Annotated in this window: 12 protein-coding genes; 7 read left to right on the forward strand and 5 right to left on the reverse strand. The window is 39.8% G+C overall.

Translation table 11 applies throughout. The features are described from left to right. Positions 1–61 precede the first annotated feature (61 nt). From Q4534_RS07195 to fabG, 4 genes are all read right to left on the reverse strand, one after another. Complete coding sequence (locus Q4534_RS07195) at positions 62–862, reverse strand: serine hydrolase (protein ID WP_303612487.1); 801 nt, start codon at positions 860–862, stop codon at positions 62–64. A gap of 55 nt (positions 863–917) precedes the next feature. Further along, positions 918–2,465: an AbgT family transporter gene (locus Q4534_RS07200; RefSeq protein ID WP_303612488.1), complete on the reverse strand. Its 1,548-nt coding sequence runs from the start codon at positions 2,463–2,465 to the stop codon at positions 918–920. Between the two features lie 275 nt (positions 2,466–2,740). Next, a complete protein-coding gene (locus Q4534_RS07205; protein WP_303612489.1) occupies positions 2,741–3,574 on the reverse strand; it encodes a sulfurtransferase in 834 nt (277 codons plus the stop codon). A 95-nt stretch (positions 3,575–3,669) separates the two neighbouring features. Next, positions 3,670–4,416: a 3-oxoacyl-[acyl-carrier-protein] reductase gene (gene fabG, locus Q4534_RS07210; protein WP_303612490.1), complete on the reverse strand. Its 747-nt coding sequence runs from the start codon at positions 4,414–4,416 to the stop codon at positions 3,670–3,672. A gap of 218 nt (positions 4,417–4,634) precedes the next feature. On the opposite strand from fabG, the gene lpdA reads away from it, so the two are divergent. The 6 genes from lpdA (at position 4,635) to Q4534_RS07240 (ending at position 10,484) form a co-directional block, all read left to right on the forward strand. After that, entirely contained in the window at positions 4,635–6,032 is a 1,398-nt protein-coding gene (gene lpdA, locus Q4534_RS07215) for a dihydrolipoyl dehydrogenase (RefSeq protein WP_303612491.1), read from the forward strand. 53 nt (positions 6,033–6,085) lie between these two features. After that, positions 6,086–6,619: an RNA polymerase sigma factor gene (locus tag Q4534_RS07220; RefSeq protein ID WP_303612492.1), complete on the forward strand. Its 534-nt coding sequence runs from the start codon at positions 6,086–6,088 to the stop codon at positions 6,617–6,619. Then, positions 6,619–7,461: an anti-sigma factor gene (locus tag Q4534_RS07225; protein ID WP_303612493.1), complete on the forward strand. Its 843-nt coding sequence runs from the start codon at positions 6,619–6,621 to the stop codon at positions 7,459–7,461. The genes Q4534_RS07220 and Q4534_RS07225 overlap by 1 nt, the downstream gene beginning before the upstream one ends. A 229-nt stretch (positions 7,462–7,690) precedes the next feature. Then, a complete protein-coding gene (locus tag Q4534_RS07230) occupies positions 7,691–8,149 on the forward strand; it encodes a DUF2721 domain-containing protein (protein ID WP_303612494.1) in 459 nt (152 codons plus the stop codon). Further along, positions 8,146–9,180: a low specificity L-threonine aldolase gene (locus Q4534_RS07235; RefSeq protein ID WP_303612495.1), complete on the forward strand. Its 1,035-nt coding sequence runs from the start codon at positions 8,146–8,148 to the stop codon at positions 9,178–9,180. The genes Q4534_RS07230 and Q4534_RS07235 overlap by 4 nt, the downstream gene beginning before the upstream one ends. Positions 9,181–9,221: 41 nt before the next feature. Further along, positions 9,222–10,484 carry a replication-associated recombination protein A gene (locus tag Q4534_RS07240; RefSeq protein ID WP_303612496.1) on the forward strand — a complete coding sequence of 421 codons (1,263 nt, stop codon included), beginning with the start codon at positions 9,222–9,224 and terminating at the stop codon, positions 10,482–10,484. Positions 10,485–10,489: 5 nt separating this feature from the next. On the opposite strand, the gene Q4534_RS07245 is transcribed toward Q4534_RS07240, so the two are convergent. Next, positions 10,490–10,930 carry a hypothetical protein gene (locus Q4534_RS07245; RefSeq protein ID WP_303612497.1) on the reverse strand — a complete coding sequence of 147 codons (441 nt, stop codon included), beginning with the start codon at positions 10,928–10,930 and terminating at the stop codon, positions 10,490–10,492. Positions 10,931–11,044: 114 nt separating this feature from the next. Between Q4534_RS07245 and Q4534_RS07250 the strand changes: the two genes are divergently transcribed. Then, positions 11,045–11,617 (forward strand): TlpA disulfide reductase family protein, encoded by a 573-nt coding sequence (locus tag Q4534_RS07250; protein WP_303612498.1) that lies wholly within the window; start codon positions 11,045–11,047, stop codon positions 11,615–11,617. Positions 11,618–11,737 lie beyond the last annotated feature (120 nt).

Here is an 11,737-nt window from a genome sequence, read left to right on the forward strand (position 1 = left end):
TTGTAATTTAGGTTAGCTTTTTATACCAATTGTGCCAAAAATTATGCCTATTTGGTATTTGTTACCTAGAGAATTCCAGATAAGCCAGCTTGCCAATTGTTGAAATGATACTGTCTGCTTCGGGTATTTCTGAGAAGTTTTCTACCAATACCGTAATGAAAATGGGCTTTTTACCAAAAATGATCCCTGCATCTCCGCGTACATAATCCAAAGTTCCTGTTTTATGGGCGATGGCTACCCCATCAGGTATTTGATGTGGCAAAGCCCTATTATCCTCACAATTCTTCAGGTAATTTATAACCTTTAAACTAGAAGTTTTGGTAAGTAAATCACCATCATAAAGGGTTAGTAAAAGCCTGTTCATTTCTTTCGGGCTTAAGTAATTTTGCTGACCTTTTTCGATGGCCTCAAAATCCATCATGTACCTGTTGAGTTGAGTATGAATGTACCCCTTTGCTTTCAACCAATCCTGAAAGGGTTTTAAACCTAATCTTCTAATAATTATATTGGTGGCAGTGTTGTCACTTACCCTGATCATTTCTTTGGCCAAGTACTCATATGTAACACTAAAGCCGGAAGGTTTGAATTGCAATTCTCCAGAACCCCCTACTTTGTCTGATGATTTAAGTTGGTAACTGTCATTAAGTGAAATTAACCCTTCTTCAACATTTTTCATGAAGTAGATCAGTAGTGGTATTTTAATAATGCTGGCAGATGGGCTTTTTTTATCGGCATTTAATTTGGAAAGTACTTCCCCTTCTTGATCTTGAATAATAAAAGACAATTTAATAGTAGGGTCTAAATTATCTAAGTATTTATTTAGCAATTGTTGTCCTGAAACAGGATAGAAACTTGTCAACATGATTATACCTGATAACAACAAAAACGACAGTTTAAACCTAGTCATTACCGATTATTTAGATTGCTGGATATTCATAAGTTGATTGCAGACCCAACGGAATTCCCAAGGTCCAGTAGATTAGTAAAAACACGGTCCAGATAACCATAAGGTAAATAGAGTAGGGCAACATGATTGAAACTAGGGTCCCAATACCAGTCTTCTTTACATATTTTTGACAATAGATTACCACCAAAGGAAAATAAGGGAGCAATGGTGTAATGATGTTTGAAACGGAATCTCCTATCCTATACGCCGCTTGGGTAAGATCGGGAGATATTCCCAGCTGCATAAGCATGGGGACAAATACAGGGCTTATCAAAGCCCATTTTGCTGAGGCTGATCCCACCAAAAGGTTTACAAATGCACTTAGGAATATGATACCGATTACGGTAATTTGAGAGGGTAACTGCAAGCTTTGAAGAAAAGCAGCGCCTTTTAGTGCTGTCATTGCACCTATGTTTGATTGTGAAAATGAATCAATAAATAATGCGCAGAAAAAAGCCATGACAATATAGTGTGACATATTCCCCATTGATTTACTCATAGAACCAATAACATCTGCCGAGGAAGTATAACTTTTTGACAGAAAACCAAAAATAATTCCGGGTATCCAGAATACAAGGAAAATCAACGGTACGATAGAGCGCATCAAAGGGGCTGCAAAGGAGGTGATTTCTCCGGATTCACTTCTCAAACTGGAATCAAGGGGGGAAGCCCAAAAGTACAAGCCAATTAAACCTAAGATCATGACTAGGCTTGCCATTTTAAATGCAAACTTTTCTTTTGGTTTCAAATCTTCCATTTTGGGTATATCGGTAAGATTCTTATCCACGGGGTTGGTTCTGTTAAGACGAGGTTCTATTATTTTATCTGTTAAATACCAACCTACACCTACCACTACCAAACTTGAAATCCCCGTAAAAAAGATATTGTTCAAAGGGTTTAACGTTATTGAGGGGTCTATTATTTGTGCTGAAGATTGGGTGAAACTTTGAAGTAGGGGGTCAATTGCTGAAGGAATAAAATTAGCACTAAATCCTCCCGATACACCTGCAAAAGTAGCTGAAATACCTGCCAATGGGTGGCGGCCTGCGGCATAGAATATAATACCGCCCAATGGAATGACCAACACATATCCGGCATCTGCTGCAGTATGACTAACAATGGCTACCAAAATTAATATAGGTGTGAGAAGGCTTGGTGGAGTGAAGCCAAGCAAATATTTTAATCCGGCATTGATAAATCCGGAATATTCTGCTACTCCAACCCCTAGCATGGCTAGTAATACTACTCCCAATGGAGGGAAATTAATAAAAATAGCTATCATTCTTGATAAAAAATCAGCAAGTTTTTCCCCTGTCAATAAGTTTTGGATAAACAATTTTTCACCAGTCCTAGGGTCAAATTCCCCAAAATCAATGGGAGAAAGTAATGCAGACAACAACCATGTCAGTAACATCAATGCTAAAAATAAAACAGCAGGATCCGGAAGCTTATTTCCTGTTTTTTCAATGGTATTTAAGAACCTGTCCAACAGGTCATGCTTTTGGGTAGGTTTATCCATTTTTAAATGGTTTTATTTCAAAATTAAGAAAGGAAAATGAAAAATAGTGAACGGGGCTTTAATTTAACGCGAAATAGGCATTCAATTACCTGCTGAAATCACTTCAAATGCTGATACTTTGTTACTGTTTGGAAATTACTACACTTGTAATGAATCCAATTACCTGATCCAAGATTAATGATAAAAGGGACAACATTTCTTCCCTAAGGACAAAATGATTATAGCAATAGCTTGAGTGAAAGCCATTTTACCTGTAAGGTAGGGCAAAACTGCGGCTATTTTTCCGTACTTACTGGCAAGTTATTTCTAGACCACTCACTCCATGAGCCTATATAGAGATTGGGAATGTCCAGTCCTGAAATAGCAATGGCCAGAAGGGTATGGCAGGCAGTCACTCCTGAACCACAATGAACAATAATATTTTCTGACGCCTGGCCTTTAAAAGTTTTTAAATATTTTTCTCTCAATATTTCTTGAGGTAAAAAAAGGCCATTTTCATCCAAGTTTTCTGAAAAAGGCAGGTTGACTGCTCCGGGTATATGACCCGCAATTTTATCTATTGGCTCTACAATCCCTTTATACCTTTCGCTTTCCCTCACATCAATGATTATTTTCTCCTTTAACATGGTTGCTGTCTTTACCTCATTAATCCTTGAAATAGGTAATTGCCAATGACTGGCAGGATAGGCAGCTAAAGGTTGAGAAGTGGGCAATGTACTTTCCAGAGGAAAACCTTGTTTTTTGGCTTCTTGCAAACCACCATCTAACACCTGAATTTTGTCATGACCCAAAGCTTTAAGCATCCACCAGAAACGAGCAGCAGACATGGATGCTTGTTTGTCATCATAGACAACCACCTGACTTTCGGGAGTAATACCCAGTTGCCCAAGTAATTCTCCAAATGCTTTTGGAGAGGGTAAGGGATGGCGACCGCCATTTGCCGGATTATCATCGATTTGAGATAAATCTTTGTTTAAATCTACATGAAAGGCTCCCTCAAGATGTTCTTCAACATATGCTGAATAATGAAAGCGTGCATCAATCAGAATGAGGTTGTCGTTCCGTTGAAGTTGGATAAGTTCATCCGCTTTTATAAGAGGGAGGGCCATAATGATATAAGTTAAATGGTTCTGAAAAAAAAATATAACGAAGCAGCCCAAGGTGAGAACCCCAGGCTGCTACAATATATATTAATTGGTGGTTTTTAAGTGTTCATGGCACCGTTAACTTCCAAGGTTTGGCCTGATATATAAGTACTCATATCAGATCCCAAGAAAACACAGGCGTCGGCAACATCTTCAGGACTACCCCCTCTTTTCATCGGAATGGCATCTCTCCAACCCTGAACAGTTTTTTCATCAAGAACAGCAGTCATTTCTGTTTCTATAAATCCGGGAGCCACTGCGTTGCTGCGAATATTTCTTGATCCCAATTCCAAGGCAACTGATTTAGTAAAGCCAATAATACCGGCCTTTGAAGCTGCATAATTGGACTGCCCGGCATTGCCTCTTACTCCCACAACAGAAGTGATGTTGATAATGGACCCGGATTTGGCTTTCATCATGGTTCGGGTTACCGCCTTCACGGTATTGAAACAAGATTTAAGATTAATATTGATCACTTCATCCCAATTGTCCTCCGACATTCTCATCAATAAATTATCTCGAGTTATTCCAGCATTATTTACAAGGATATCTATTCCTCCCAGAAATGCCACCGTATCGCCAATTAATTTATCTGCTGCCGCAAAATCGGAAGCATCGGAGCGAAAGCCTTTTGCTTTAATACCAAAAGCAGCCAATTCTTTTTCAAGAGCTTCTCCTTTTTCAACGCTAGATAAATATGTAAAGGCCACATCAGCACCTTCCTGAGCAAAACGGATGGCAATGGATCTGCCAATTCCTTTGGAAGCCCCTGTTACCAAGGCTTTTTTACCTGTAAGTAATCCCATAGTCAATGTTTTTATTGTTTAATTCAATTCAAAAATAGCTATTTATTATAAAATATGGGCTACTGAATAATTAATTCGTAAGCCTTAGATTTTGATGAACGTTACCCGACCTGATGAATAATTGGATTTACATTAACTTTTATATGTAAAACCAAATTTTTTTCTGAACTAATTTATTATAAATTTGCATAGCAAAATTGTAATTAAAAGTCAAAAATATGTCTTCAACGAAATTCGATGTCATTGTTCTGGGCAGTGGTCCAGGTGGATATGTAGCAGCAATAAGAGCTTCTCAATTAGGATTAAAAACTGCAGTAGTAGAAGCTGCGGAACTAGGGGGAATTTGTTTGAATTGGGGTTGTATTCCTACCAAAGCTTTGATAAAAAGTGCGCAGGTATTTGAATACATTAACCATGCTGAAGATTACGGCATCTCCGTAGATAAAGCAAGTGTTAATTTTGAGAATATAATCAAGCGTAGCCGCAACGTAGCTGAAGGAATGAGCAAAGGCATTCAATTTTTGTTCAAAAAGAACAAGATTGAAAAATTGATGGGCTGGGGGAAAATTCAGCCCGGCAAAAAAGTGGAAGTGGAAGACAAAGACGGCAATAAAACAGTCTATAGTGCTGACAATATCATTATTGCTACCGGTGGAAGGTCAAAGGAGTTGCCTGCCTTGAAAATTGATAATGAAAAAATCGTAGGCTATCGCAAAGCCATGACTTTAGATAAACTGCCCAAGAAAATGGTGGTGGTAGGTTCTGGGGCCATTGGTGTTGAATTTGCCTATGTATATAGTTCTATAGGAGTGGATGTGACCATCGTTGAGTTCTTGGATCGTATCGTTCCAAATGAAGATGAGGAAGTGTCCAAGACACTGGAAAAAATTTACAAGAAGAAAGGTATTAAGGTGATGACCAGTGCTGAGGTAACCAATGTGGATACCAAAGGAGAAGGCTGCAAAGTGACTGTTAAGACCAAAAGTGGTGAAGAAAACATTGATTGTGATGTAGTACTATCAGCTGTTGGAGTGGTTTCCAATGTTGAAAATTGTGGGCTTGAAGATGTTGGAATTCTAGTGGATAGAGGCAAGATAAAAGTTGATGAGTTTTACAAGACCAATATGCCGGGTTATTATGCCATTGGTGATGTGGTTCCGGGACCGGCCTTGGCACATGTTGCCTCTGCAGAGGGAATAATTTGTGTTGAAAACATAGCAGGACAAAACCCCGAACCCCTTGACTACAATAACATTCCGGGTTGTACTTATTGTTTGCCTGAAATTTCTTCAGTGGGTTATACAGAAGCCAAGGCAAAGGAAGCCGGATATGACATTAAAGTTGGTAAATTTCCATTTACCGCTTCCGGAAAAGCCTCTGCTGCCGGTGCCAAAGATGGTTTTGTGAAATTGATTTTTGATGCCAAATATGGAGAGCTTTTAGGAGCACATATGATTGGTTACAACGTTACCGAAATGATTGCTGAAATTGTAGCCATCAGAAAACTGGAAACAACTGGACATGAAATTATTAAGACTGTTCATCCACATCCAACCATGTCCGAAGCGGTAATGGAAGCAGCAGCTGCTGCTTATGATGAGGTAATCCATCTTTAAGGTCTGGGAATAAGTTCAAAATTTATAATTGTCATTATTGACCAATATCCTTTTTGGAAGAAGAAGCATTAATAAAAGGGCTAAGGGCCAGAAACAAACAAAGCCAGGAGTATTTGTATGAAAAATACTCTGCAGCTTTGTTTGGTGTAATCTCCCGGATAATTTTTGATCGGGACATCGCCGAAGAGGTTTTTCATGATGCTTTTGTGAAAATCGTCACCAAAATTGACAATTATGATGCGTCTAAAGGACGATTATACACCTGGATGGCAAATATTTGCCGAAATTCGGCGATAGATAAAACTCGCTCGAAAGAATTTTCTAAAAAGAGTAAGACCAATACCATAGACGCTTACGTATATGGAATGGAAAGCAACGCAGATACAGCAGCAGCTGTTGATGGAATTGGTGTTAAAGAGTTGATGAATGACTTGAATGAGGAACAACGGTTCGTAATGGAGTGTATTTACTTTAAAGGATACACACATACCGAAGTGGCAGAGAAATACGCTTTGCCATTGGGCACCGTAAAGTCCAGAATCCGGTCTGCCATAAAAGTGTTGAAAAAGAAAGCTGATAAAATCTAGTGGATATCCAAGCCTACATATCGTCCGGTAAATTGGAACTCTTTGTTTTGGGAGATCTCAATGAGACAGAGCAACAAGAGGTCTTGGCTATGGCAAAGAAGTATCCAGAAATTAATCAGGAAATTCTTGCCATTGAAGATGCCATGCTTGCTATTGATCAAGCATCAGCTGTCAGCCCTTCACCTAAGTTGAAGGATAAAATATTCGACACCCTTGAATCAGAGGATAAAGCTCCTATTCCCCTTAGCTCAGAGGAAGCCAAAGCATCTTCTGAAAAAGCGAGTAATATTAAAGCTGTGTCGACCTCCAATCCATGGAAAACTTTTGCTGTTGCTGCTTCAGTAGTTGCAGTGATTTCTGTCAGTACAGCGATATATTATGCCAATCAGTATTTTGCTGTGGAGCAGAGGTTTGCCATTGCCTTGCAACAAAATGCGGTATTAGCTGAAGAAATGCAGACCAATCAGGTCCAATTAAAAGAGCTGAACAGTGGGATGGAGAAGTTTATTTCCGGGGATTTTGAAAAAATCCTGATGAAAGGCGAGGACTTTCCCATGCAAAAGGATGCCGCAGTTGATGTTTTCTGGGACAAAGATAGCAAAGAGGTTTTACTTTCAGTAAATCAGCTGGCATCTCTCGACCCCACTAATGACTATCAGCTTTGGGCCATTGGGGAAGAGGGCCCTATAGGGATTGGCTTGGTGGATCCGGGGAAAAAGTTTGATTTACAAATAATGGATATTGCTTCAGATGCTCAGGCTTTTGCCATCACTATTGAACCAAAAGGTGGTAGCGAGAGCCCAACTCTTGAAAAGTTGGTTGTTTTAGGAGAGGTTTCTTAACAGACAGGCGCAAAAAAATAAACCGAACCCCGTCATGGAATTGACGGGGTTTTTGTTTTAAATTGTGGCTTAACTTTTGAAGAGGAGTTAGGATTCTAATTGGTCAATAGGAATTAGAAATTCCCCGAATTTCAAACCAACTTTTTGTCAGTTGGTTTGATGCTTATGTTGTTATTATTTTCAGTGCTCTTGATAGTATCTAGGAAACCCATTTAAAAATTAATGAACTATGGAACTGACACTTTCCACCCCAGCACTTCTTTTTTCTGCCATCACTTTACTGATGTTGGCCTATACCAACAGGTTTTTGGCCATGGCTAGCTTGATAAGGGGCTTGCACAAAGAATACAAAGAAAGCAGTATGGATGAGGAGGTTATTATTGGACAGATAAAAAACCTTAAACGGAGGCTGACCATGATTAAAAATATGCAGACGTATGGGGTCATAAGTTTTTTCCTTTGTGTAATTTGTATGTTTTTATTGTACCAAGACTTTGATACTGCCGCCAATTGGGTGTTTATGGCAAGCATGCTTTGTTTATTAATTTCCTTGGGCATTTCCTTGGTGGAAATTCAGATCTCAAACAATGCATTGAATATAGAGCTTTCAGATATTGAGGACTTGCTAAATATAAAAACCCGAACAGCTTTTGGTCAAAGCATTAGAAAAAACGATAAAGATTCATGAATAATAATCAATTGAGAGTGGATCTGAGAAGCGATACGCTGACGCTACCAACACAGGAAATGAAAGAGACCATGCTCAATGCAGGCCTTGGTGATGATGTGTTCGGAGAAGATCCCACGGTAAATATTTTGGAAGATAAATTAGCCGGGCTATTTGGTATGGAGGCAGGGCTTTTTTGTCCATCAGGAACCATGACCAATCAAATCGCTATAAAATTACATACCCGACCGCAAACGGAAGTGATTTGCCATCGCTCATCCCATATTTATTTGTACGAAGGAGGAGGAATCATGTCCAATAGCATGGCATCTGTAAAGTTATTGGATGGTAGCCTTGGGAAAATTGATGCGGAGACGATACGGCAACACATTAACCCGGACGATGATCATTTACCGGAAACCACACTGGTGTCTTTGGAAAACACCATGAACAAAGGTGGAGGAAGTGTTTATACCTTGGATGAAATAAGACCTATCAGACAACTTTGCAAGGAAACTGGGCTTAAACTTCATTTAGATGGAGCCAGAATTTTTAATGCCTTGGTCCATTCCGGTGAAAGGCCTTTTGATTGGGGAAAAATGTTTGATACCATTTCGGTCTGCCTAAGCAAAGGATTGGGCTGCCCAGTAGGTTCGGTTTTGTTAGGTAGCCAAGCTGATATCAAAAGGGCAAGAAAAATAAGAAAAGCACTGGGAGGAGGGATGCGGCAGGCAGGAATGTTGGCGGCTGCAGGAATTTATGCGCTCGATCACAATGTTTTTAGGTTGGAAGAAGATCATGAAAGAGCTAAGGCAGTAGGGGAGATCCTAGAAAAAACCCCTTTTGTGAAAGAAGTACTTCCCATAACCACCAATATAGTCATAGCACGCTTAGCCCAAATAAGCCCAGAATCCTATTTGGAGGAATTGACAGAAAGAAATATATGGGCAGTAAAGTTTGGGAAAGATCAAATAAGAATGGTTACCCATATGGATTTCACGGACCAACACCTTGAGGCTTTCGAAAGCAGGATAAAACGTTGGATAAAATAAATTGAAATATTACTTTTTTTAAGAATTAGAGACAAACGATTATGGAACAAACTCCTTTGGCAGAGAGGATGCGCCCGACTACCTTAGATCAGTTGATCGGACAAGAACATTTGTCCGGCCCCAATACTTTTCTTCACAAGGCGATCAAAGCCGGAACGGTTCCTTCATTAATTCTATGGGGCCCTCCCGGAGTTGGGAAAACCACCATTGCCAATATAATTGCCAATGAGGTTAAGGCTCCATTTTATACCTTAAGTGCTGTTAGCTCTGGGGTCAAGGACATTAGGGAAGTAATACAAAAGGCGAAATACCAGCTTGGGGTAGTACTCTTTATAGATGAGATCCATCGTTTTAATAAGTCCCAGCAAGACGCTTTGTTAGGGGCAGTGGAGAAAGGAGTAATCAGGCTGATCGGAGCCACTACGGAGAACCCTTCCTTTGAAGTCAATGCAGCCTTATTGTCCAGGTGTCAAATTTTTACCCTAAACTCTTTGGGAAGGGAGGAACTAGAAGCCATGATGATTCAAGCATTGGAGAATGATACCGTTCTAAAGAAAAAAAAGGTGGTGCTCAAAGAGACAGATGCACTGCTCCGTATTTCCGGTGGTGATGGTAGGAAGTTACTCAATTTGCTGGAAATTGTCATCGACAGTATAAAAACAGAGGAGATCATCATAGAAAATGATATGGTCATGCAGGTAGCCCAACAGAAAGTGGCTCTTTATGACAAATCCGGAGAGCAACATTATGACATTATTTCTGCTTTTATTAAATCGATCAGAGGGTCAGACCCAAATGCTGCGGTCTATTGGCTGGCCAGAATGATAGAAGGGGGGGAGGATGTGAAGTTCATCGCCAGGCGGCTCCTTATTTTGGCTTCTGAAGATATAGGAAATGCCAACCCAAATGCCCTTTTGCTGGCTACCAATTGCTTCCAGGCTGTGAATGTGATTGGATATCCGGAGTCTCGAATTATTCTTTCCCAATGTGTAACTTACCTTGCTTCTTCGCCGAAAAGCAATGCGAGCTATATGGCCATCAACACTGCGCAGGCTATGGTAAAACAGGAGGGAGACCTACCTGTCCCCCTTCACCTGCGAAATGCTCCTACCAAGTTGATGAAGGATCTCAACTATGGAAAGGCCTATAAGTATTCCCATGATTTTGAAAATAACTTTGCCTTTCAAGAATTTCTTCCGGACAAAATCAAAGGAACCAAACTTTATGACCCCGGACAAAATGCCCGTGAAAACGATTTAAGAAGGAACCTTCAAAAACTATGGGGCAAGAAATACGGGTATTAAACCTATCAGTATTCCTTGCTCAAGGTATAGCGCAATCCTATTACCGCTCTGAAACTAAAGTGATGGGCGTATATAGGCCCTCCCTCTAAAAGCAAAGAAAGCTGACGATGGTTGGCTATAGGTTTGAAACTTAAGCCAAAAGGTATTCCAGCCTGCACATCTGTGATCTCTGTGTATCCTAACATTAATCCTCCATGCAGGTTGTACCAATCGGTTTGTCGGAAATTATAGTGTCCCAAAGCCTCTATTCCTAGGAAGGGATTTACGACTCCACCGGCTAAGATCCGTGCCTCTCCAAAAATTTTCTTTTCAGGGTCTGTCCCAATTCCAATATGGCTCAAAATACCATCTTGGTAGATACCCACATGCACTTGTGTATTCCCTTTGAATGATGCGAACATTAGTAGCATCGCAAAAAAAGCAGTAAAACTTAACTTTGTTTTCATAGGATTCGTTTTATACAAAGGTAAACAAGTCCTAATCATTTCGGTAACTTGATCGTGATAATTGTCACCGATTACTAGATAAATAGTGCTTAATTTTACCTAAAATAATTACAGATGAATTGGAGAAAAGAAATTAAAAGTTGGGGCATAATGTTGGGGATATTTGGTATCCTGTATTTCACCGGCCTCATCACCCCAATAATGGGAGGTATTCAGTCTTTGGTATTATCCACCGGCTTGATTAAACCAAAAGTGACCTTAGAAAACAAAGAAAAGCAGGCCTTTGATTATGCAGGGCAGTTTTTAGATACTAAAGGGGACAGGTTAGGCTTGTCTCAGTATAAAGGCAAAACCATTTTTATAAACCTTTGGGCAACCTGGTGTCCCCCATGTCGGGCAGAGATGCCCCATATTTCTGATTTGTATGACAAGGTGAATGGGGAAGAAAATCTAGAATTTTTAATGATAGCTTTGGACGAGGACTTTAATAAGAGCATTAAATTGGTGAAAGAAAAGGAATATTCGTTTCCCATTGTTCATGCTGCCTATGGATTAAACCCTTCTTTACAAAGTCAAGCCATACCCACCACATTGGTGGTAAGCCCGGAAGGAGAAATTGTGTTTTATCAGGAAGGAATGAGCAACTTCAACAACCAAGAGTTTCAGGACTTTCTATTGTCTTTGTGATTTTAAGGATGAGAGAGATTAAGTTAATATAATTTGAATATCTTTCAAGCAGCCTTAAAGGTGAGAAGAAAAATTTGAGGGTTACTTCCCTCGAATTTTTTCACAAGTAGCCTTGATGGT

Source organism: Cyclobacterium sp. 1_MG-2023 (assembly GCF_030546805.1).
In the GTDB taxonomy this organism is placed as follows: Bacteria; Bacteroidota; Bacteroidia; order Cytophagales; family Cyclobacteriaceae; genus Cyclobacterium.

Excerpts from the sequence above, each read along its gene's own strand:
- Q4534_RS07195 (WP_303612487.1), bottom strand. The coding sequence starts at position 862 with ATGTTGACAAGTTTCTATCCTGTTTCAGGACAACAATTGCTAAATAAA.
- Q4534_RS07200 (WP_303612488.1), bottom strand. The coding sequence starts at position 2,465 with ATGGATAAACCTACCCAAAAGCATGACCTGTTGGACAGGTTCTTAAAT.
- Q4534_RS07205 (WP_303612489.1), bottom strand. The coding sequence starts at position 3,574 with ATGGCCCTCCCTCTTATAAAAGCGGATGAACTTATCCAACTTCAACGG.
- fabG (WP_303612490.1), bottom strand. The coding sequence starts at position 4,416 with ATGGGATTACTTACAGGTAAAAAAGCCTTGGTAACAGGGGCTTCCAAA.
- lpdA (WP_303612491.1), top strand. The coding sequence starts at position 4,635 with ATGTCTTCAACGAAATTCGATGTCATTGTTCTGGGCAGTGGTCCAGGT.
- Q4534_RS07230 (WP_303612494.1), top strand. The coding sequence starts at position 7,691 with ATGGAACTGACACTTTCCACCCCAGCACTTCTTTTTTCTGCCATCACT.
- Q4534_RS07235 (WP_303612495.1), top strand. The coding sequence starts at position 8,146 with ATGAATAATAATCAATTGAGAGTGGATCTGAGAAGCGATACGCTGACG.
- Q4534_RS07240 (WP_303612496.1), top strand. The coding sequence starts at position 9,222 with ATGGAACAAACTCCTTTGGCAGAGAGGATGCGCCCGACTACCTTAGAT.
- Q4534_RS07245 (WP_303612497.1), bottom strand. The coding sequence starts at position 10,930 with ATGAAAACAAAGTTAAGTTTTACTGCTTTTTTTGCGATGCTACTAATG.
- Q4534_RS07250 (WP_303612498.1), top strand. The coding sequence starts at position 11,045 with ATGAATTGGAGAAAAGAAATTAAAAGTTGGGGCATAATGTTGGGGATA.